The organism is Actinophytocola oryzae (assembly GCF_004364325.1).
Lineage (GTDB): Bacteria > Actinomycetota > Actinomycetes > Mycobacteriales > Pseudonocardiaceae > Actinophytocola > Actinophytocola oryzae.
On record NZ_SOCP01000020.1, the window covers coordinates 85,620 to 107,561 of the forward strand.

21 protein-coding genes are annotated in these 21,942 nt (G+C 69.9%); 19 read left to right on the forward strand and 2 right to left on the reverse strand.

Going from position 1 to position 21,942, the window contains the following annotated elements:
• Positions 1–6: 6 nt before the first annotated feature.
• The 12 genes from CLV71_RS37960 to CLV71_RS38015 all read left to right on the forward strand — a co-directional run bounded on the left by CLV71_RS37960 (position 7) and on the right by CLV71_RS38015 (position 11,657).
• The gene (locus CLV71_RS37960) at positions 7–852 is read left to right on the forward strand and encodes an MlaE family ABC transporter permease (RefSeq protein ID WP_133907867.1); all 846 of its coding nucleotides are present in this window, start codon (positions 7–9) and stop codon (positions 850–852) included.
• Complete coding sequence (locus CLV71_RS37965) at positions 849–2,093, forward strand: MCE family protein (protein WP_133907750.1); 1,245 nt, start codon at positions 849–851, stop codon at positions 2,091–2,093. The genes CLV71_RS37960 and CLV71_RS37965 overlap by 4 nt, the downstream gene beginning before the upstream one ends.
• Complete coding sequence (locus CLV71_RS37970; protein ID WP_133907751.1) at positions 2,090–3,100, forward strand: MCE family protein; 1,011 nt, start codon at positions 2,090–2,092, stop codon at positions 3,098–3,100. Before CLV71_RS37965 ends, CLV71_RS37970 begins: the two co-directional genes overlap by 4 nt.
• On the forward strand, positions 3,097–4,098 hold the full coding sequence (locus CLV71_RS37975) for an MCE family protein (RefSeq protein WP_133907752.1): 1,002 nt from the start codon (positions 3,097–3,099) through the stop codon (positions 4,096–4,098). The genes CLV71_RS37970 and CLV71_RS37975 overlap by 4 nt, the downstream gene beginning before the upstream one ends.
• Positions 4,095–5,126: an MCE family protein gene (locus tag CLV71_RS37980; protein ID WP_133907753.1), complete on the forward strand. Its 1,032-nt coding sequence runs from the start codon at positions 4,095–4,097 to the stop codon at positions 5,124–5,126. Before CLV71_RS37975 ends, CLV71_RS37980 begins: the two co-directional genes overlap by 4 nt.
• Positions 5,123–6,145, forward strand: coding sequence for an MCE family protein (locus tag CLV71_RS37985; RefSeq protein ID WP_133907754.1), 1,023 nt, complete (start codon positions 5,123–5,125; stop codon positions 6,143–6,145). The genes CLV71_RS37980 and CLV71_RS37985 overlap by 4 nt, the downstream gene beginning before the upstream one ends.
• The gene (locus CLV71_RS37990) at positions 6,145–7,356 is read left to right on the forward strand and encodes an MCE family protein (RefSeq protein ID WP_133907755.1); all 1,212 of its coding nucleotides are present in this window, start codon (positions 6,145–6,147) and stop codon (positions 7,354–7,356) included. The genes CLV71_RS37985 and CLV71_RS37990 overlap by 1 nt, the downstream gene beginning before the upstream one ends.
• Entirely contained in the window at positions 7,341–7,844 is a 504-nt protein-coding gene (locus CLV71_RS37995) for a hypothetical protein (protein ID WP_208297954.1), read from the forward strand. The genes CLV71_RS37990 and CLV71_RS37995 overlap by 16 nt, the downstream gene beginning before the upstream one ends.
• Positions 7,841–8,509: a hypothetical protein gene (locus CLV71_RS38000; RefSeq protein ID WP_243867161.1), complete on the forward strand. Its 669-nt coding sequence runs from the start codon at positions 7,841–7,843 to the stop codon at positions 8,507–8,509. Before CLV71_RS37995 ends, CLV71_RS38000 begins: the two co-directional genes overlap by 4 nt.
• 187 nt (positions 8,510–8,696) lie before the next feature.
• Complete coding sequence (locus CLV71_RS38005) at positions 8,697–9,266, forward strand: hypothetical protein (protein ID WP_133907756.1); 570 nt, start codon at positions 8,697–8,699, stop codon at positions 9,264–9,266.
• 29 nt (positions 9,267–9,295) lie between these two features.
• On the forward strand, positions 9,296–10,702 hold the full coding sequence (locus CLV71_RS38010; protein WP_133907757.1) for a DUF6801 domain-containing protein: 1,407 nt from the start codon (positions 9,296–9,298) through the stop codon (positions 10,700–10,702).
• A gap of 19 nt (positions 10,703–10,721) precedes the next feature.
• Entirely contained in the window at positions 10,722–11,657 is a 936-nt protein-coding gene (locus CLV71_RS38015; protein ID WP_133907758.1) for a hypothetical protein, read from the forward strand.
• A gap of 48 nt (positions 11,658–11,705) precedes the next feature.
• On the opposite strand, the gene CLV71_RS38020 is transcribed toward CLV71_RS38015, so the two are convergent.
• Positions 11,706–12,929 carry a PucR-like N-terminal domain-containing protein gene (locus tag CLV71_RS38020; protein ID WP_133907759.1) on the reverse strand — a complete coding sequence of 408 codons (1,224 nt, stop codon included), beginning with the start codon at positions 12,927–12,929 and terminating at the stop codon, positions 11,706–11,708.
• A 268-nt stretch (positions 12,930–13,197) separates the two neighbouring features.
• Between CLV71_RS38020 and CLV71_RS38025 the strand changes: the two genes are divergently transcribed.
• The 7 genes from CLV71_RS38025 (at position 13,198) to CLV71_RS38055 (ending at position 21,150) form a co-directional block, all read left to right on the forward strand.
• Positions 13,198–13,410, forward strand: coding sequence for an SRPBCC domain-containing protein (locus CLV71_RS38025; RefSeq protein WP_133907760.1), 213 nt, complete (start codon positions 13,198–13,200; stop codon positions 13,408–13,410).
• Positions 13,394–13,702 (forward strand): ArsR/SmtB family transcription factor, encoded by a 309-nt coding sequence (locus tag CLV71_RS38030; RefSeq protein WP_133907761.1) that lies wholly within the window; start codon positions 13,394–13,396, stop codon positions 13,700–13,702. Before CLV71_RS38025 ends, CLV71_RS38030 begins: the two co-directional genes overlap by 17 nt.
• Before the next feature lie 98 nt (positions 13,703–13,800).
• Complete coding sequence (locus tag CLV71_RS38035; RefSeq protein ID WP_208297955.1) at positions 13,801–14,661, forward strand: hypothetical protein; 861 nt, start codon at positions 13,801–13,803, stop codon at positions 14,659–14,661.
• Positions 14,662–14,716: 55 nt separating this feature from the next.
• The gene (locus CLV71_RS38040) at positions 14,717–16,273 is read left to right on the forward strand and encodes a DNA polymerase Y family protein (RefSeq protein ID WP_133907870.1); all 1,557 of its coding nucleotides are present in this window, start codon (positions 14,717–14,719) and stop codon (positions 16,271–16,273) included.
• A gap of 105 nt (positions 16,274–16,378) precedes the next feature.
• Complete coding sequence (locus tag CLV71_RS38045) at positions 16,379–19,687, forward strand: error-prone DNA polymerase (protein ID WP_133907762.1); 3,309 nt, start codon at positions 16,379–16,381, stop codon at positions 19,685–19,687.
• A gap of 111 nt (positions 19,688–19,798) precedes the next feature.
• Complete coding sequence (locus CLV71_RS38050; RefSeq protein ID WP_133907763.1) at positions 19,799–20,389, forward strand: RNA polymerase sigma factor; 591 nt, start codon at positions 19,799–19,801, stop codon at positions 20,387–20,389.
• A complete protein-coding gene (locus tag CLV71_RS38055; protein ID WP_133907764.1) occupies positions 20,386–21,150 on the forward strand; it encodes a hypothetical protein in 765 nt (254 codons plus the stop codon). The genes CLV71_RS38050 and CLV71_RS38055 overlap by 4 nt, the downstream gene beginning before the upstream one ends.
• Positions 21,151–21,310: 160 nt before the next feature.
• On the opposite strand, the gene CLV71_RS38060 is transcribed toward CLV71_RS38055, so the two are convergent.
• The gene (locus CLV71_RS38060) at positions 21,311–21,868 is read right to left on the reverse strand and encodes a TetR/AcrR family transcriptional regulator (RefSeq protein WP_133907765.1); all 558 of its coding nucleotides are present in this window, start codon (positions 21,866–21,868) and stop codon (positions 21,311–21,313) included.
• Positions 21,869–21,942 lie beyond the last annotated feature (74 nt).

Below are 21,942 nucleotides of genomic sequence, written 5' to 3' on the forward strand. Positions count from 1 at the left end.
GCGCTCCTGGAGAAACCCAGGGCCGAGAACCGGTTCCTGACGGCGGTCGACCGGCGGTTCACGTTCCTCGACGTGCTCGGTGACCAGATCTTCTTCTTCCTCAAGGCGATCGCGTGGATCCCGCGTGCGATCCGCCGCTACGGCAGGGAGATCGTGCGCCTGATGGCCGAGGTCAGCTTCGGCTCCGGCGCGCTCGCGGTCATCGGCGGCACCATCGGCGTGATGGTCGGCATGACCGCCTTCACCGGGGTCGTCGTCGGCCTGCAGGGATACTCGGCCCTCAACCAGGTCGGCACGTCCGCCCTCGCCGGCTTCATCTCCGCCTACTTCAACACCCGCGAGATCGCGCCACTGGTGGCGGGCATCGCCCTCTCCGCGACCGTCGGCTGCGGGTTCACCGCACAGCTCGGTGCCATGCGGATCTCCGAGGAGATCGACGCGCTCGAGGTCATGGGCGTGCCGAGCATCCCCTACCTCGTCACCACGCGGATCATCGCGGGCTTCATCGCGATCATCCCGCTCTACGCGATCGGCCTGCTCACCTCCTACATCGCGTCGAGGCAGATCACCATCTGGTTCTTCGGCCAGTCCGCGGGCACCTACGACCACTACTTCCACCTCTTCCTACCGCCGATCGACGTGCTCTACTCGTTCGGCAAGGTGCTGGTGTTCAGCGTGGTCGTCGTGCTCGCCCACTGCTACTACGGCTTCCGTGCGACCGGCGGCCCCGCCGGTGTCGGCGTCGCGGTCGGCCGCTCGGTGCGCACGTCCCTGGTCGCCGTCAACGTGATCGACCTGTTCCTGAGCCTCGCACTGTGGGGCGCCACCACGACGGTGCAGGTGGCGGGATGACGTCCAAACTAGTCAGAAGGTCAGCCGGGGTCGTGTTCCTGGTGGTCATGGCAGTGCTGGCGTGGTTCGCGATCCAGGTGTACCAACAGAAGTTCTCCGACGACGTCCTGGTCACGCTCAGGGCGGATCGGATCGGCAACCAGCTCAACAAGGCCTCCGAGGTCAAGGCGCGCGGTGTCGTCGTCGGGACCGTGCGGGCGGTGCACGGCGGTCAGAACGGCGCGACCGTCGACCTCGCGATGAAGCCGGACATGCTGCCACGGCTGCCGAAGGACGTCACCGCCCTCCTGATCCCAAAGACGCTGTTCGGCGAGCGTTACGTCCAACTGTCCATTCCGGACGACTCACGCGAGGCCCCGCTGCGGGCGGGTGACGTGATCCAGCAGGACCGGTCGAAGAACGCGATCGAGCTGGAGCGCGTGTTCGACGACCTGCTGCCGGTGCTCAAGGCCGTCCAGCCGCAGAAGCTCGCGACCACCCTCACCGCGATCTCCACGGCGCTGGACGGTCGGGGCGAGCAGCTCGGCGAGGCCCTGGCGACCACGGCCGACTACCTCGACGAGTTCAACCCGAACCTCCCGACGCTCACGTCCGACCTGCAGGACCTCGCGAAGGTCAGCAGGCTGTACGGCGACATCGCACCCGATCTGCTCGACGCGCTCACCGACTCGTCGGTCACGCTCAACACCGTCGCCGACCAGCGCGTCCAGCTCACCGACCTGTACGCGCAGGTCACCCGCTCCTCCCAGGACATCACGCTGTTCCTGCGCAACAACAAGGACAACCTCATCCGCCTCGCCGCCACGAGCCGCGTACCCCTCGAGACGGCCGCGCGGTACTCACCGAGCTTTCCCTGCACCCTCAAGGCGTTGACCGACCTCAAGCCGTCCGTCGATGCGATGCTCGGCGCCGGCACGGACAAGCCGGGCGTGCACGTCGACCTGAAGGTGACCAAGGACAGCGGCAAGTACGTGCCCGGCAGGGACGACCCGGTCTACGACCAGGACAGCGGCCCGCGCTGCTACCCGAGCGGCGTCGCGCCGACACAGGGTGTGGCCGCCGCGCCGACCGGCAGTGACGGTCACCCGCTGCTCGCGGGTGGCGACCTCGGGCTGGCGAACTCCCCGCAGGAGCAGGAGCTGATCGCGGCGCTGCTGGCACCCGAGGTGGGCGAGGTGCCGTCGTGGGGCAGCGTGCTCGTCGGCCCGCTCTACCGGGGCACGGAGGTGACCCTCCGATGAGAAATCTCGTGGGGCCGCTCGTCAAAGGGCTCGTCTTCGTGCTCGTCACGGGGCTCGCCACGGCGATCCTCGCGGTGTCGATCTCCAACACCAACGTCGGCGACACGATCGGCTACGCGGCCCGTTTCACCGACGTCACCTCGCTCAACCCCGGTGACGACGTCCGCATCCGTGGCGTGCGTGTCGGTCAGGTCGACTCGATGTCCGTCGTCGACCACAACCTCGCGCTGGTCCGGTTCTCGGTCGACAAGTCCAAGCCGCTGCCCGCCGACGTGACCGCGACCATCAAGTACCGCAACATGGTCGGCCAGCGCTACATCGCGCTCGACCGAGGCGAGAAGCTGTCCTCGGTGCTGCTGTCGCCGGAGGACGTCATCCCGCTCGACCGCACGCACCCGGCGCTCGACCTGACGGACCTGTTCAACGGCTTCAAGCCCCTGTTTCAGGCCCTGTCACCCAAGGACGTCAACGAGCTGTCCGGCGAGATCGTCCAGGTGCTGCAGGGAGAAGGCGGCACGGTCGACAGCCTGCTCCAGCACACCGGCTCGCTCACGAGCACGCTCGCCGACCGCGACCAGGTCATCGGCCAGGTGATCGACAACCTGAACTCCGTGCTGGGCAACGTGAACAACCAGGGTGACGCACTGTCCACACTGGTCGTCACGTTGCAGCAGCTGGTGTCCGGCCTCGCGGGCGACCGCACCGCCATCGGCGACTCGATCCAGGGCCTTGCCTCCCTGACCGAGGCCACCGCCGGTCTGCTCGACCAGGCAAGGCAACCGTTGAAGGACAGCATCTCCGGGCTCGGCATGCTGGCGTCGAACCTGGCCAACGGCACTGGCCGTGCCGAACTCGAACAGTTCCTGGTCGCCACGCCGGAGAAGTTCGACGCGCTGGGTCGCACCGCCTCGTACGGCTCGTGGATGAACTTCTACCTGTGCGAGGCGACCGTCGTGGGCTACCCGGATCAGCACTACGGGAACGGCGATCCGAGGTGTGAGTCGTGAGGTCGTTCAAGGAACGCAACCCCGTGCCCATCGGGGTGATCGGCACGGTGGTGCTGCTGGGGATCACCGCGCTCGTGTACTTCTGGGGCGACCTGCCCGGCATCAGCGGGACCACCTACGAGGCCGAGTTCTCCGAGGCGGCCGGTCTGCGTGCGGACGACGAGGTGCGGGTCGCGGGCATCAAGGTCGGCGAGATCAAGGACGTCGAGCTGGACAGCGAACACGGCTACAGCCGCGTGCTGGTCACGTTCCGCGTCGACGACACCTGGATCGGCGACCACACCACGGCCGCCATCAAGATCAAGACGTTGCTGGGCCGCAAGTTCCTCGCCCTGCACCCGACCGGCGACGAGGAGCAGGACCCCGACACCCGCATCGGCCTGGACCGCACGGCCACCCCGTACGACGTGACGCAGGCGTTCGAGGGGCTCGCCGACACCGTCGGCGACATCGACACCGGCCAGCTCGCCGACAGCTTCCGCACGATCTCCGACACGTTCGCCGACTCGCCGGAACATGTCAGGTCCGCACTGGACGGTCTGACCTCGTTGTCGCACACCATCTCCTCGCGTGACACCCAGCTCGCCCAGCTGCTCGCGAACACCAGGCAGATCACCACGACGCTGTCCGGCACCAACTCGGAGTTCGACAAGCTCCTCGACGACGGCAAGCTGCTGCTCGACGAGCTGAACAACCGCCGCGACGCGATCCACAAGCTGCTCACCGGCACGACCGACCTGGCGCGGCAGCTGTCCGGACTCGTCGCCGACAACCAGAAGCAGCTCGGCCCGGCACTCGCGCAGCTCGACCAGGTGACCGACGTGCTCACCAAGTACGGCACGCAGCTCGACCGCAGCCTCCAGCTCGCCGGACCGTACTTCCGCACCCTCACCAACATCACGGGAAGCGGCCAGTGGCTCGACACGTACGTCTGCGGCCTGGTGCCGGAGAACCGCGAACCCTGCATGCCGAAGCGGCCTTCAGGGGGTGCGAAGTGAACGAGACCCGTGCGCGAAGGCGGTTGGGCCGGGCCGTGGCGATCACACTGGTGCTCGGCGTGCTCACGGCGGGCGCGCTGTGGTGGATCTTCGGTGGCGACGACGAGAAACGCGTCACCGCCTACTTCAGCCGCGCGGTCGGGGTGTACGCGGGCTCGGACGTACAGGTGCTCGGCGTCAAGGTCGGCACGGTGGAGTCCGTTACCCCGCGCGGGAACCGGGTCGAGGTCGTGTTCACCGTCGACCGGGACGTCCCCGTGGCGCGGGACACCAAGGCGGTCGTGATCGCGCCGAGTGTGGTGTCGGACCGGTACGTGCAGCTCACCGACGTCGGTGGCGGCAGGCCGATCGAGGACGGCGCGATCATCCCCGAGTCCCGCACCGCCACCCCGGTCGAGCTGGACGAGCTGTACGCGAGCCTCAACACGATCATCACCGCGCTCGGACCGGAGGGTGCCAACAAGGACGGCGCGCTGTCCGACCTGCTCGACACGGGTGCGGCGAACCTGGAGGGCAACGGCAAGGCGTTCAACGAGAGCGTCCGCAACTTCGCCGACGCGGCGCGGACCCTCAACGGCTCGGCAGGCGACCTCTTCGCCACCATCGACGAGCTGCAGAGCTTCACGCACATGCTGGCCACGAACGACAAGCAGGTCAGGGACGTGAACACGCAGCTGGCCCAGGTGACCCAGACCCTCGCCGCCGACCGGGACGAGCTGGGCACCGCACTCGCCACGCTCGGCGACGCGCTCGCCGACATCCAGGCGTTCATCAAGGACAACCGCCTCGCGATCAAGTCCAACGTGGACAAGCTGGCACGCACGACCCAGCTGCTGGTGGACAACCGGGCGTCGCTCGCCGAGGCACTCGACGTCGCGCCGCTCGCGGTGACCAACGTCGTGCAGGCGTGGGATCCCGCCTCGGGCACCCTGCAGGGACGAGGGCTGCTGCTGGAGTACTTCGGGGACACCGCACCCGCCCTGCCGCTGCCGATCACGGACGGCGTGCCGCTGGACGGTGGCCGATGAAGAAGCTCCTCGCCGCCTGCGCCGCGGTGTTCGCCCTTGCCGGCTGTACGTCCACCGGCGCGACCGGCATCTACGACCTGCCCCTGCCCGGTGGTGCCGATCTCGGCGACCACCCGTACCACGTCACCGTCGAGTTCGCCGACGTGCTCGACCTCGTGCCGCAGGCCGCGGTGAAGGTCAACGACGTCGTGGTCGGCCGCGTCGAGGAGATCACCCTCGGTGGCGCGGACCGCTGGACGCCGCAGGTCGTCGTGGCCGTCAACGGGGACGTCCGACTGCCTGCCGACGCGACCGCGAGCCTGCGCCAATCCTCCCTGCTTGGTGAGAAGTTCGTCGAGCTGGCGGCCCCGACGAGCGGCGACAAGGCGAGCAGGCTCGAGGACGGCGCGGTGATCACCGCGGACCGCACCAACCGGCACACGGAGGTCGAGGAGGTCTTCGGCGCGCTTTCCCTGCTGCTCAACGGCGGCGGGATCGGTCAGCTGCGGACGATCAACCAGGAGCTGACGAAGACGCTGTCCGGCAACGAGCCCGAGATCAAGGCGTTCCTCACGAACGTCAACCAGCTGGTGACCACTCTGGACGACCACCGGGGCGACATCACCGACGCGCTCGACGGGTTGAACCAGCTGTCCGCGACGCTCGCCGGCCGCAACGAGCAGATCACCGGCGCGCTCACGAACCTCACGCCCGGCCTGCAGGCGCTGTCTGACCAGCGCACCGCGCTCGTCACGATGCTGCAGTCGCTGGACGCGCTGTCGGACGTGGCCGTGGACACGATCAACAAGAGCCGCGACGACATGGTGGCGGACCTCCAGGCGCTGGCGCCGGTACTCGGCAGGCTCGCCGACGCGGGCCAGTACCTGCCGCAGGCGCTGGAGATCCTGCCGACCTTCCCGTTCACCGACGAGGTGCTGAACGCCAGGAAGGGTGACTACATCAACATCTTCCTCTCCGTCACCCCGGTCGCGAACTTCCCGGCGCCGTTGCCGCCGCTGCCGATCCCGGAGGGCAACTGATGCTGACCAGGGTGGTTCGGTGGCAGGTACTGGCGTTCGTGGTGATCTCGCTCGCCGTGGTCGCGTTCGTCGGCGCCAACTACGCGGGTCTCGACCGGCTCTTCGGTGGCGGCACGTACACCGTGCGCCTCGAACTCGCCGACGGCGGCGGCCTGTTCACCAACAGCGAGGTCACCTACCGGGGAGTCGCGGTCGGCCGGGTCGGCGACATGCGGCTGACCGACCGCGGCATGGAGGCCGACCTGCTGCTCGACGACTCGGGACAGGACATCCCGGTCGACACGGAAGCCGTGGTGGCCAACAGGTCCGCGATCGGTGAGCAGTTCGTCGACCTGCAGCCGCGCACGGACGGCGGCCCGTTCCTCGCCGACGGCGACGTGATCCGCCGGGAGCAGACGAGCGTGCCGATGCCGGTCACGACGCTGCTGTCGAACCTGAGTGCCCTCAACGAGTCCGTGCCGACCGAGTCGCTGCGGGTGGTCGTCGACGAGCTGTACACGGCCATGAACGACACCGGGCCGAGCCTGCAGCTGCTCCTCGACTCGACCATGTCCTTCACCGACGAGGCGTCGCGGCACCTGCCGCAGACCACGATGCTGATCGACGACGGCGCGACCGTGCTGAGGACACAGCTCGACTCGTCCTCCGCATGGCGGGACTTCTCCGACAACGCCAAGCTGTTCGCCCACGAGCTGGCGACCTCGGACGGCGATCTCCGCAGGTTGATCGGGACCGCGCCCGCCGCGGCGACGCAGCTGTCGCAGCTGCTGGCCGACACGAACCCCGGGCTGCCGGTGCTGGTCGCGAACCTGCTGACCACCTCGGAGATCTTCGAGTCGCGGATCGGCGGCATGCGCCAGCTGTTCGTGAACCTGCCCAAGGCCGTCGCCGCGACGTCGACCTCCATCCGGCCGGACGGCGCGCACCTGTCGATCACCCTCAACTTCTACAACCCGTCGCCGTGCGTGACCGGCTACGACAGCCCGTACCGTCCGGGCGCGGACACCTCGTACCTGCCCTTCGACACGAGCGGCGCCTGCACGCTCCCGGACGGCGACCCTCGGCTCGTACGCGGCGCGCAGAACGCACCCCGAGGTGGCGTACCCGACCCGGCGGTGCCGGGTGGCGGGGTGTCGATGCCCGGTCCCCTCGGCGTGCCCGACCTGCCACTGGCGTCCAGCATGAAGGAGTTGCTGTGGCTAGAGAAGTGAAGGTGATGCTGACCGTCGTGGTGCTGGCACTCGCGTTCGCCTGCTGGGGCGGCTGGACCTGGTTCCAGGCTGGCAACGACGACTCCATCGCCTACGCCAGTGCCCGTGACGACGTGCTCTCCGTGGCCAGGACCCAGGTCGCCGTACTGACCACTTTGGACGCACACGACGTCGACGGTGGCATCGACAAGTGGCTCGCGGTGTCGACCGGCGGGTTGCGTGACGAGCTGGCCGCCACCGACGCGAAGACCAGACAGGCGTTGACGACCGCGGGCACGGTCGCCACCGGCCGGGTGCTCGACGCGGCCGTGAGTGAGCTGGACACCCGTTCCGGCACCGCGAAACTGCTGGTGTCGGTGGAGATCTCGACCGCGAAGGACGGCACGCCGCCGGTCCCCAAGCGGAACCGGTTCGTGGCCGGTATGTCCCGTGTGGACGGTGGGTGGAAGCTCTCCGCCCTCGACCAGGTGCCGTTGGGGGCGCAATGACGACCAGGACCGACGACGACCGTGACCTGGCCCTCGACGCCGAGGACATCGTCGAAGACGCCGAGGACATCGTCGAGGAGGACGACCGCGACCTGGCCGCCGAAGTCGACGACGACCCGCCGGACGAGGACGGCGAGACGTCGAGGTGGAGTCGTTTCCGCAGCCCACGCAGGCTGTCGATCGCACTCGGCGTGGTGGCGGCCCTGTTGGTCGGCGTGGGTGCGTGGGCCTTCGTCGCGGCAGGCAACCTGCGTGACTCGCCCGCGGCGCAGAACAGCGCGCTCGTCGACACCGGCCGCACCGCCGAGGTGAGCGCCGCGATCACCAACGCGCTCAACCAGATCTTCTCGTACTCCTACGACAAGACCGACGTCACGGAGAAGGCCGCGAAGGACGTGCTCCGCGGCGACGCGCGCGGCACGTACGACAAGCTCTTCGCCGAGGTCAGGGACAAGGCGCCCACGCAGAAGCTCGTGCTCACCACCAGGGTCGTCTACGCGGCGGTGCAGTCGCTGGAGGGCGACCGCGCACAGCTGTTCGTGTTCCTCGACCAGTCGGCGACTCGCGTCGACACCAACACGACCAGTGCCGCCGCGGCGCAGCTTTCCATAACGGCGAAACACGAGGACGGGCACTGGGTGATAACGGACATGGCGCCGCGCTGAACTATCCGTCCGTGACAAATCGGGACCTCGGGATGTGTCACGGGAGATAAAAGAAGAAAGCAGTTGTTGTGCACGGTGTTACCCGTAGGTAACATGATTTATCGGGGTTGCAACACAACGCCAAATTTAGTCGGGAGAAAGGAACGATCGCATGCGAGCACGTTTGTTTGGCGCATTAGTCGCTGGTGTGGCTCTCGCCTCGGCGGCGGTCATCACCGGTACTGCCTCGGCGGACCCGGCCACGTGGTCAGTCAGCCCGGGGGGCGCCTTCACCGGCGAGGCCGGCGAGACGATCCTGACCACCGAGTCCGGCGTCGAGCTGTTCTGCACCTCGTCCGACGCGTCGGGCACCGCGGAGAGCGGCACCGGCCTGTCGAACCCGCTGGCCTCGCTGCCGGAGGGCGGCGTGACGTTCAACGACTGCCAGGGTCCGTTCGGTCTCACGTTCGAGGTCGCGCACCTCGGCACCTGGGAGCTCAACGGCGTCTCCTACGACGGTTCCGACGTCACGACCGGCACGCTCGACAACATCACGGCCCAGATCTCGGGGCCCGCCTGTGAGGCGACCGTCACCGGTTCGGTCAACGCCACCTACACGAACAGCACCGGCACGCTGAGCGTGCTGCCGGAGCAGACGCTGACGATCTCGACCGTCGACCCGTCGAACGACTGCCTTGGCCTGATCACGCAGGGCGAGGCCGCCGGCTTCTCCGGTGGCTACGCCATCTCGCCGCAGCTGACCGTCACCAGCCCGTAGTAGCGGCGGAACTCCCGAAGGGCGAGCGCATGCGCACCAGACGAACCCTGCCGATCGTCGCCGGGCTGGTCGGTTCGCTGGCGCTCGCCCCGGGAACCGCCGGGGCACAACGAGAACCACTGCTCGTCGACACCACGCTCGGCTATGTCTGCGGTGATGCCGGACCGGTCACGGCGCACGTGAGCGCCAGCTTTCCCGCGACGGGCGAGGTCGGCGAACCCGTCGAGCCGTCGCACGTCGGCGTGGACGTGACGGTCCCGGCCGCGGCGCTCGCGGGATTGCCGTCGGCGGCGTCGGTGACGTCGTTCGCGCGGCTCGAGGTGGCGTCGCAGACGTGGTCGGTCGCGTTGTCCGACCCGGTGCCGCTGACCGATCCCGTGACGCTCGGCGGCAGGGTCGCGGCGCAGGCTGTGACCCCGGACAAGGCCGGTGACCTGGCCTTCACCGCGGGGGACCTGTCGGTGACGGTCACCGGGTACACGGCGGACGGCGCCCCGACCGAGCCGCCGACCGTCGACCTGACGTGCGTGCTCGATCCCTCGTCCACCGGCATGCTCGCCACGGTCCCGATCGCGGCGCCGGACGACACGACCGAGGTGCCCCCGCCGCCGCAGGACCCGTCACAGCGTGCCCCGGAGTCACTGGCACCCGCGGCGGTTCCGGCGCCGGACTGGTGCTACCGGCTCTCCACCAAGTTCCCCGAAATCACCCCGGACTACACGAGCGCCTTCTGCGCCTATCTGACCGGATATTCGAACGTCAAGAAGTTGGACGCGTCCGTGCTACAACCCGCGGCGCCGGTCAACATCGCCGCGACGAATTTCATCCGTACCTGCCCGGAAGGCACCGGGGTGCTGTGCCAGAAAGCATTCGTGTATCCCTCGCAGGAGGGTGACGATCCCGACCTGAACGGTGAGGGAAAAATGCCGCCGGCGCGGGGATCGTTTTTCGGCTTCGGTTTCATTCCGACGACGGGAACCCTGCAGTTGACCCAGATCGGGCTGGCTGACGTGTACCTGTGGTCGACCAGCAGGCCGCCGTACCAGGGCCTGACGACGGTCAGGGTGAAACTGTCCGCACAGATCCTCCCGACGATGCTGGACGAGACGACCGACCCGCCGACGGTCAAGGTCGAAGGGCCGTCGGTCAACGGTGTCCCGCTGGACATCGGCCCGAACTGTCGCACCGCGCAACCCATCGACGGCGTGTTCACCGGCACCTACGACAGCTACTCCATCACGAAGGGCGGCGTGCTGAAGGGCACGGTGACGATCCCGCCGTTCACCGGCTGCGGGGTGACCGAGGACCTCGACCCCGTTTTCACCGGGCTGATCTCGGGCCCCGGCAACTTCGTGAAGCTCACCCAGGGCCCGGTGTGCACGGTCGGCGGCAACAACAACGGCTGTCCCCCGACGAAGCCAGAACCACAACGTTGATTCTCTGAGAGGTGCGTCCATGTCTCTGCGAAGAACCCTTTTCGTAGCGGCCGCCGCCGTGGTGGCCTCCGCGACCGCCCTCGTCATGCCGGCCGCCGCGCAGGCAGCCGCCGCACCGACCCTCGCCGGAGCGTGGGCGCCGCTCAACCGCTGCCCGGTCGACGCCCCGGCCATGCTCGCCGCGGACGGGGTGACGGTCGCCGCCGCGTGCCTGTCCTCCAGCGCGCCGTCCGGCACGATCAAGATCGGCTCGACCACCCTCACCACCGGCGCCACCGACCTGCAACTCGGCCTGCTCAACCAGGGCGGGGTGTACACGGTCGTCGCGCCGGCGGCAGGCACCGTCGTCGGTGACCCGGTCGACATCCCCGGCGGTCTGCTGGGCCTCATGTGCCCGAGCGCCATCCCGTTCGTGACCGCCATCTGCCAGCAGCTGGCGAACAACCCGCTCAACCGGGTGACGGCGACCATCCAGTCCGCGGGCGCGCCGACCGACTTCAACCTCGCCAACGGTGTCGGCGTCGGGCAGCCGATCCTCACGCTGCCGGTGAAGATCAAGCTCGACAACCCGTTCCTCGGCTCGACCTGCTACATCGGGTCGAACTCGAACCCGATCGTGCTGAAGCCGGCGAACCTGACCAAGCCGACCGGCCGGGTCGTGCGCTTCAACGCGGACGGCACCCCGAGCGCGACAGGTGAGCAGGGCTACCTGTCGGTGTCCGGCGCCGCCCAGGGTGACAGCACCTTCGCGGTGCCCCGCTCCAACGGCTGCGGCCTGCTCGGCATCCTGTCCGGCGCCGTCGACCTCAAGCAGGGACTGCCGTCCGCGGCAGGCGCGAACAACCTGGTCCTGAACGACGCCGTCACCAACCTCGGCGGCTTCCAGACCCCCCGCAACTTCGCGCCGACCGAGGGCCAGCAGCTGTCGAACCGCTGGCACGCGGCAGTGATCTGACCCGCTTCGTGAGATGGGCCCCTTCGGTTCTCGAAGGGGCCCGTTCCTCTATCGCCGTTGGGTCGGAAGAGCCACTTCCTGCTCGCGGCGCCGAGGGGACGCCCGCAGCACCAGCTCCAGCTCGAACCGCTGGTGCGGGTCGTGCAGCAGCTGTCCGAGCGACTGTTCCAGCTGGCGCATCCGGTACCGCACGGTCTGCGGGTGCACGTCGAGCAGTGCGGCCATGTCCGGGACGCTGCCCCGCACGTCCAGCCACGCCCGCAACGTCTCCAGCATCCGCTCGCGCTGCTTGACGGTCAGCGCACGCAGCGGTGCGAGCAGCCGGTCCCGCAGCGTCGCGAGCAGCCGGTCGTCCGAGTGCACCAGCACCGCCGACAGGTACTGCTCGCAGCGGATGACCTGCCGGTCCGGCAGCACCCCCTGCTGCGCGAGCGTCAACGCCTTGCGAGCCCAGCGCAGTGCGTACGCGGCCCCGTCGAGACGCACGCACGGCCCCACCGCGAGCCTGCACTGCGGCAGCGCCGCCCGGATCGCCGCCAGCCGGCCGTCGGTCACCTCGCCGGGCACCAGCAGGCGCGGCTCGATCCCGTCGAGGTCGGCGAGCACGTCGCCGTCCAGCGTCGGTTTCCGCTGGTTGTGGCCGGTGCCGGGCAGCGGGTGCACGGCGATCGGCGACACCTTCTCCGGGACGGGCCAGCTGATCAGCTGCGCCAGCTCCGCGACCGCGGCCGTCGGGGCGGGCGGGGTCTGCAGGAGCATGCCGAGCAGCCTGCGCCGCCACGTCTCCAGTGCCCCCGCCGAGGTCGCCTTCGCCTCCAGGTAGCCGTCCAGTGCCACCGAGGCCAGCTTGTCCATGTACGCGAACACGGCGTCCGCCAGCTGCGACATCACTGCGGAGGACAGCCCGTTCCGCTTGCCCAGCCGCATCATCCTGCGCCACGCGACCCGCGCGCCGATCCGGTAGGCGGCCTGCAGGTCGTCGAGGCTGCGGCCCTCACGCATCTCGTTCTGGCCGAGCTTCTGGTGCACCTCGTAGCACTTCTGCGCCGACGCGTCCGGGTTCGCGATCTGCTCGATGAACAGGGTCAGCGCGTGCTGCACCCCGGCTCTGATCGACTTGCCGTAAGGACCGTCCAGTGGCCGCGCGTAGTTGGGAATCTTCGCGCGGATCTCGTCGACGATCTCGGCGGCCAGGCTGGCCAGCTCCGGACGGAGAACGTCCGCGAGCGGTTTCGGCAGGACGTTGTTGTCGAGGCGGAACTCGACAGTCATGTGGTGCCCCCTTACGGGCCGCGCGCCTTCGAGCGGTGCACCTGGCTTATCGGATGATGCGTGCCTGATGTCACATCCGGACGGGGGCAAACAGGCGGTTTGTCAGGAAGGTGACAGGTTCCCGGTTACCAGTTGTCCTCGGTTGACAACTCTCACGCGCCGTATATCGTCTGAGGGGAATATTGTCATGGGACGATATGCGGAGGTAGTTGATGTTCGGCACCATGCGAAAGCGGCAGGATGGGCGTGTGGAACTGCGGTTCGAGAAGTGGTTCGCGCATCCGAGGTGCTTTCCTGCGACCCGCCTGTGCTCCTCGAGTACACCTGGGACACCGAGGTCCTCCGGTGGGAGCTGTCCGACGCGGAGGGCGGCACTCGTCTGGTATTCACCAACATCGTCGACGACGAGTCCACGGCCGCCGCGGTCGATCCCGGCTGGGACGTCGGCCTGAAGCGGCTGGCCGATGCGCTCGATCTTTGAGGTGCTGGCGGAGCCGCACCGCCGCCGGATCCTGGAGCTGCTCCGCGTCCGCGAACACGCGGCGGGCGAGCTGGTCGACCTGCTCGGCATCGCGCAGCCGACGGTCTCCCAGCACCTGAAACTGTTGCGGGAACACGGCCTGGTGGTCGTCCGCCAGGACGCGCAGCGCCGCGTGTACCGCCTGAGTCCCGAGCCGCTGCGTGAGCTGGAGGCGTGGCTGGCTCCCTACCGCGTCCTGTGGGCCGACCGCCTGTCCGCGTTGTCCCGCCACCTGGACGAGATGCCGGACTGAGCCGCTCGCGTTCGACCGGGCGGTGTGCTAGTATCGAACAGGCGTTCGAGTTATGCTGCCTTCCCCGCAGCGCCTGGTCGGGGAAGGGGTGCGTCCGAATGCCGGCGTTGGGTGCGGTGTCGTCGCTGGCCACCTCCTGTGCGGTGGGGGTGGCCAGCGACCTCGCCAGGGCGCCTGCCGACCGGTCCCGGATGCTGCCCGTCCACCCCTCGCTGACGAGCCTGTTCCCGAGGGGCGGCTTGCGGCGGGGGAGCACGGTGGTCGTCCGCGGCTCGACGTCGCTGCTGTTCGCGCTGCTCGCGCAGGCCACCGAGACGGGCTCGTGGGCGGCACTCGTCGGCATGCCCGACCTCGGCCTGCGGGCCGCTTCGGAGCTGGGGGTCGCGGTGGACCACCTGGCGCTGGTCCGGCACCCGGGCGCCGACCTGCCGAAGGTGATCGCCGCACTGCTCGACGGCATGGACCTGGTCGCGGTGGACCCGGCCCGTCTCACCGACTCCCAGATCCACCGCCTGTCCGCCAGGGCCCGCCACCGGGGCGCGGTGCTGGTGTCCACGGGCGCGTGGCCGGGCGCGGACCTCGAGCTGACCCGGGAGGTGGCCGGCTGGTCCGGTCTCGGCCAGGGGCACGGCACCCTGTCCAGCCGCGAGGTGCGCCTCCGCGTGCGGGGCAGAGGCGTCGCCACCCGTCCGGTGGGGGCGCGGCTCCGGCTCCCGGCGCAGGACGGTGCCGTCGCGGACCTGCCCGAAGCGGTCGAACCAGTCCGACCCGATGTCCCGCGAGGCGCCCCGGAACGGGGTGTCTCGGGCCTGCGAAGCTCCCGCCCTGACCCGGCGTGTCGCGACTCACTCCCACTTGACGCGCCGGGCGGGCGGACCGATGCCTCGGGCGGCCCGTTCGCGACGCTCACCCCGTCGAACGGGCCGTTCGGGGCCCCTCTACCTGCGGAAGTGTCCTGAGCCTGATCAGCTTGACGCTCCTGTTGTTCGAACGTATGTTCTACTCATGCAGCGGATGCTCGTCGTGTGGTGCCCCGACTGGCCGGTGACGGCCGCCTCGGCGGCAGCGCGGCTCGCACCGCACCAGCCGGTCGCGGTGGTCGAGGCCAACCGCGTGGTGGCGTGCTCCGCGCAGGCCAGGGCCGAGGGCGTCCGGCGCGGCATGAAGCGCAGGGACGCGCAGGGCCGCTGCCCCGAGCTGGTCGTCTTCCCGGACGACCCGGTGCGCGACGCGCGGCTGTTCGAACCCGTCGCCGCCGCCGTCGAGGAGCTGGCCGTCGGCGTCGAGATCGTCAGGCCCGGCGTGGTCGCGGTCCCTGCCCGCGGCCCCGCCTCCTACTTCGGGGCGGAGGAACGCGCGGCCGAGCGCCTCATCGACCAGGTCGCCGACCGCACCGGCGCGGAGTGCCAGGTCGGCGTGGCCGACGGTCTCTTCGCGGCCATCCTCGCCGCCCGGCGCGGCGTGCTGGTGCCGCCGGACGGGAGTCGCGAGTTCCTCGCCCCGCTCAGCGTCCGCGAGCTGCACCGCCCCGCGGAGGGACACCACCGCGCCGACCTCGTGGACCTGTTGCGCCGCCTGGGACTGCGCACCCTCGAGGCGTTCGCGCAGGTGCCGGAGAAGGACGTGTCCGCCCGCTTCGGGGCCGACGCCGTCGCCGCGCACCGCCTGGCACGCGGGCAGCAGGAGCGGCCGCCGTCCCGCCGCAAACCGCCGCCGGAGCTTGCGGTCACCGAGGAGCTCGACCCGCCGGTCGAGCGGGTCGACGCGGCCGCGTTCGTCGCACGCACCTTCGCCGACGCCTTCCACGCGGGCCTCGCCGCGCACGGCCTGGCCTGCACGCGTCTCGGCATCAGCGCCGTCACGGCCAACGGCGAGGAGCGCACGCGGGTCTGGCGCTGCGCGGAACCCCTGACCCCCGGCGGCATCGCCGACCGCGTCCGCTGGCAGCTCGACGGCTGGCTCTCCGGAGCGAACCGGCAGACGCAGGGCGGCCGGCCGACCGCGGGCATCACCCTGCTGCGCCTCGAACCCGTCGAGGTCGTCGAGGGGCACACGCTGCAGCTCGACCTGTGGCGCGGCGAGGGCCGCGCCGAGGCGGACGAGCGTGCCGCCCGCGCCATGGTCCACGTGCAGGGCCTGCTCGGCCCGGACGCCGTGGTCACGCCGGTGCTCGGCGGTGGCCGCGACCCGAACGAGGAGGTCCGGCTCGTCCCGTGGGGCGACGAGCGTTCCCCGCGCCGCGACCCCGACCCACCGTGGCCGGGTCGCCTGCCCGCCCCGTCCCCGGCGACCGTGTTCGCGAAGCCCCTGCCCGCCAAGGTGTTCGACGAGACGGGGGCCCGCGTCGACATCAGTGGCAGGCACGAGCTGACCGGCAGGCCGTGCCAGGTCTCGGTCGACGGTGGCAGGCCGCGCCGCGTCCGCGCCTGGGCGGGCCCGTGGGCCACGGACGCCCGCTGGTGGACCGAACCGTGCCGCCGGGCGCGCCTGCAGGTGCTGCTGGAGGAAGAGACCGCGCTGCTCCTGGTGCTTTCCGAGGAGCGGTGGACCGTGGAAGGGATCTACGACTGATGTCAGAGCGAAACGAGAGCGTCGAGGCCATCGACGACATGGACGGTCTCGACCTGCTCATCCCCGCCCCCCGGCGCTCGCAGGAGAACGCCGGAGTGCGGTGAGATGGGGTGGGACAACCCGCCGGTGCGGTGGTCGGAGGTCGAGCGGATCCTGTCCGGCCGACCCAAGCCGACCGGCGACGGCGGCGACAGTCCGGCGTGGACCCACAAGCGCGAGCGTTACTCGGCACCCGCGGGTATCGGGCCGCCCGGCGGCTCCGACTACGCGGGTGGAGACGAGCGCGTCCCGTACGCGGAGCTGCACTGCCACTCGAACTTCAGCTTCCTCGACGGCGCGAGCCACCCCGAGGAGCTGGTCGAGACGGCCGCGCTGCTCGGCCTGGACGCCATCGCCATCACCGACCACGACGGCATGTACGGCGTGGTCCGCTTCGCCGAGGCCGCGAGGGAGCTGGGCATCGGCACGGTGTTCGGCACCGAGCTGAGCCTCGGTCTCTCCCAGCCGCAGAACGGGGTCGCCGACCCCGAGGGCGACCACCTGCTGCTGCTCGCGATCGGCACCGACGGCTACGGCAGGCTCTGCCGTGCGATCACCGACGGCCAGCTCGCGCACGACAGCGAGAAAGGCCGCCCGGTCTACGACTTCGACGACGTCGTCGACCAGACCAGGGGCCAGGTCGTCGCGTTGACGGGCTGCCGCAAGGCATCCGTACGCCGCGCGCTGCTGCGTGACGGCCCGGACGCGGCCTACGCGGAGCTGTGCCGCCTCGTCGACGCGTTCGGCCGCGACCACACCTACGTCGAGCTGATCGACCTCGGCAACCCGCTCGACACCAGGCACAACGACCTGCTGGCGGCCATGGCCGCCGACCTGGGCCTACCGACGATCGCCACCAACGCCGTCCACTACGCGCAGCCGACACGCGGCGAGCTGGCGACCGCGCTGGCCGCGGTGCGAGCCAGGCGCAGCCTCGACGACATGGACGGCTGGCTCCCGCCCGCGCCGACCGCGTACCTGCGCTCCGGCGCGGAGATGAGCCGCCGCTTCGCGCGGTACCCCGGCGTGGTGGCGAGGTCCGCGCTGCTGGGCGTGCAGCTGTCGTTCGACCTGAAGCTGGTCGCCCCGAGGCTGCCGCCGTTCGAGATCCCCGGCCACACCGAGATCAGCTACCTGCGGGAGAAGACGTTCGAGGGCGCCACCATCCGCTACGGCACACGCGAGGAGAACCCCGGGGCGTACGAACAGATCGACCACGAGCTGAAGGTGATCGAGGAACTGGGCTTCCCCGGCTACTTCCTGATCGTCGCCGACATCGTCGACTTCTGCCGCGGCAACGGGATCTACTGCCAGGGCAGGGGATCGGCCGCCAACTCGGCGGTCTGCTACGCCCTGGGCATCACGAAGGTCGACGCCGTCCGCTGGAACCTGCTGTTCGAACGCTTCCTGGCCCCCGCGCGCGACGGCCCGCCGGACATCGACCTGGACATCGAGTCCGACCGCAGGGAGGAGGCGATCCAGTACGTCTACGACAAGTACGACCGCCGCCACGCCGCGCAGGTCGCGAACGTCGTCGCCTACCGCGCGAAGTCGGCCGTGCGGGACATGGCCAAGGCGCTCGGCTACTCCGCGGGCCAGCAGGACGCGTGGAGCAAGCAGATAGACCGCTGGGCGCCGGTGCGCTCGACGGTGGCGGAGAACGACCACGACGTGCCGGTGACCGTGCTGGAGCTGGCCGGTCAGCTGGAGGACTTCCCACGGCACCTGGGCATCCACTCGGGCGGCATGGTGATCTGCGACCGCCCGGTGAGCGAGGTGTGCCCGGTGGAGCGGGCCCGCATGGACAAACGCACGGTCCTGCAGTGGGACAAGGACGACTGCGCGGCGATCGGCCTGGTGAAGTTCGACATGCTGGGGCTGGGCATGCTGTCGGCGCTGCGGTACATGGTCGAGCTGGTGGCCGAGCACCACGGCGTCGACGTGAACATCGACAAGCTGGACCTGTCGGACCAGGCCGTCTACGAGATGCTGTCCAAAGCGGACTCGGTGGGTGTCTTCCAGGTGGAGAGCCGGGCCCAGATGGCGACGCTGCCACGCCTGAAACCCCAGGAGTTCTACGACCTGGTGGTGGAGGTGGCGCTGATCCGCCCCGGCCCCATCCAGGGCGGTTCGGTGCACCCCTACATCCGCAGGGCCAACGGGAAGGAGGACGTCACCTACGACCACCCGCTGCTGGAACACGCGCTGCGCAAGACGAAGGGCGTCCCCCTGTTCCAGGAGCAGCTGATGCAGATGGCGGTGGACATAGCCGACTTCACGCCGGCGGAGGCCGACGAGCTGCGCAGGGCCATGGGCGCGAAACGCTCGACGAGACGCATGGAGCGCCTGCGGGAACGGTTCTACGACGGCGCGGCAGGCCATGGCATAGAAGAGGAGCTGGCGGGCAAGATCTACGAGAAGCTGATGGCGTTCGCGAACTTCGGCTTCCCGGAGAGCCACGCGCTGAGCTTCGCGTACCTGGTGTTCGCGAGCGCGTGGTTCAAGCTGTACTACCCGGCGGCGTTCTGCGCGGCGTTGTTGCGTGCCCAGCCGATGGGCTTCTACAGCCCGCAGTCCCTGGTGGCGGACGCGCGGCGGCACGGCGTGACGGTGCAGGGCCCGGACATCAACAAGAGCCTCGCGTACGCGACGCTGGAGCGCCGGGGCGAGGAGCAGACCGTCCGAACAGGACTGGCCACGATCAGGACCATCGGCGACGACCTCGCCGAGCGGATAGTGGCGGAGCGGACCGGGAACGGCCCGTACGGGAGCATGACCGACCTGGCGGGGAGAACCCGGCTGACGAGAGCCCAGATCGAGGCACTGGCGACGGCGGGTGCCTTCGGCGGCTTCGACGTCGGCCGCCGCGAGGCGCTGTGGGCCGCCGGTGCGGTGGCGGGTGAGAGCCCGGATCGGTTGCCTGGCACGACAGTGGGTGCGGAAGCCCCGCTGCTGCCTGGCATGGACGACATCGAGACCGCGGTGGCGGACGTCTGGGCCACGGGCCTGTCGCCGGACAGCTTCCCGACGCAGTTCGTCCGGGGATGGCTGAACAGCCGGGGAGTGCTCCCGGTCACGGCGTTGCCCGCGGTGGTGAACGGCACGAGAGTGGTGGTGGGTGGTGCGGTGACCCACCGCCAGCGCCCGGCGACGGCAGGCGGGGTGACCTTCCTGAACCTGGAGGACGAGACCGGCATGGTGAACGTCGTGTGCACCCTGGGGCTGTGGACCCGCTATCGGCGGACGGCGCGGAACTCCGCCGCACTCCTGGTACGCGGCACGGTCGAGAACGTGGAGGGCGTGACCAGCCTGCACGCCGACCGCCTCGAGAACCTGGACCTCCGAATCCCCAGCCGGTCGAGGGACTTCCGCTGACTCCGGTCAGTGGCTTCACGGCTTTGCAGGGTCTCCGGGATCTCGGCGGATCTGGACAGGTGTTCCGGGTGCGGTAGGCAACACTCGCGGTCGTGGTGGGCATTACCTGACATGACGACCGAAAACCGGACGGACCGGGAGCTGTGGGACGACGCCCGCGGCGGTGACGGCGGGGCCTTCGGCCTGCTGTTCGACCGCCACGGCCGCGCCGTCTACAACCACTGCTTCCGGCTCGTCGGATCCTGGGCGGCGGCCGAGGACCTGACGCAGGCGGTGTTCCTCCTGGCCTGGCGCAAACGGGCGCGGGTGCGGATGACCAACGACTCGGCGATGCCGTGGCTGCTCAGCGTGGCCACCAACGTGGTCCGCTCCCACCACCGCTCGATGACCAGATGGCTGCGCAACGCCCGGCGACTGCCCTCCCAGGACGTGCCCGACCACGCCGACGACGTGGCCGGCCGCATCGACGACGAGCGGCGCATGGTCGAGCTGCTCGCGGCGGTGCGAAGGCTGCCCCGCAACCAGCAGGAAGCACTCGCCCTCTGCGTGTGGTCCGGCGTGCCCTACGCCGAAGCCGCCGCGGTGCTGGGGATCGCGGAGGTCAGCGTCCGGGCGCGGGTCAGCAAGGCCCGCGCCCGGCTGCGGGACCAGTTCACACCACCCGTCGTCACGCTCACCACCACGGAGGAGGTTCCCCGATGAACACCACCCTGCCCCCGGCCCGCGACCTGCCGCCGCACCGGCATGCCCAGGTCCGCGCCACCCTCGTCCGCGCCGCGAGTGAACCGCGGCAGGCGATACGGCTCGTACCCGTCGCGGCCACCGTCGTCGCGGTGGCGGGTCTGGTCGCGAGTGCGGTGTGGCTGGTGCCGAGCGACTCCGGCCCGCAGGCCGCCGGGCCGCCGACCACCTCGTCGTCGACCGCACCAGCCACGGCACGCGGCCCGCTCCACCCCTCGCCGGATGACCTGATCGCCCGGTTCAGGGTGGTGCTCGGCGAGACCGCGACGTTCGAGGTGACCACGAAATCCACCGTGCCACGGACCACCCAGTCCCAGAACCCGGGGCCGGGCGAGGTAAAGCTGGAGGACCCGGATGGCGACGCGCTTGTCGCCGGGACTCTGACCACCGCAGGCGTCACCGGGGGCTTCAGCCTGATGATCTACCCCAGCGATTCCGAGCCCGACGAGTGGTGCCGCCTCTCCCGCACGGAGGACTGTGATCTCAGCACGCTGCCCGACGGCTCCCGGCTGGCGACCGGGGCCGCGCAGCCCTTTCCCGGCTCGGTGTCGTACATGGCGTGCCTCAAGCGGCCCGACGGGACACTGGTCCTCATGCGCCTCAGCAACCAGGAGGACCCCGGGGGCGCTGCGATCGACTCGCCGGGCGGTGAGGTCTACTCGCCACAGCCGCCGCTGACCCTCGACCAGCTGAAGGCGATCGTCACCTCCGACAAGTGGTGACGGGTTTCGTGCCTGCCGGCTGCTTCGGTCGTCGGCCGGCAGGTCGGGGAAGTAGACCGCCGCCACCTGATTCACCGTGACAACCCGAACGGAGTCAGCGGTGGGCAATCCGGGCGTACCGGCCTGCGTCGGCAGCCGGCTGTCGTGGACGGTCTCCGGGTCACGTGGCGAAGCGGGCCGCGAGCTCGGCTATCCGGAGTGGCCGGTGTTCCCGGCGCATCCGGCCGACGCGTTCCAGCTGGCTCATGCCGTGTAGTGCGCTCCAGAACACCTCGGTCACCGTTCCGTCGTCGGTGCCGAGGGCGGCGCCCAGCGCGTCGAAGCCCGCCCGCAGTTCGCTCTCCGCGTCGTCCTGTGCGAAGCGCGCGTCGATGGGCAGCTGGAACATCGCCTCGTACAGCGACGGGTGCGTCGCGGCGAAGTCCAGGTACACCTCCGCGACCGCCGCCACCGCCTGCGGCCCTGTCCCGCCCCTCATGGCCACTCGGGTCGCCGCCGCCAGCTCCGTGAAGCCCGCGAGCGCGACCGTGCGCATGATCTCGGTCTTCCCGCCCGGGAAGTGACCGTAGAGCACGGGTTGCGTGTACCCGATCGCGTCGGCTAGGCGCCGCGACGTGACAGCCGCCCACCCGTCGGCCTCGGCGATGGTCCTGGCCGCGTCGAGGATCTGTTGCCTGCGCTCGGCCACGCGCTCCGCGCGGCTTCCTGTCCTCGCCACGGTTCCTCCCCTTGCGCTCTGTCCAACCAGAGCTTAGGTTAGCATTGCTAGAAATCTAGCACTGCTAGAAAGGA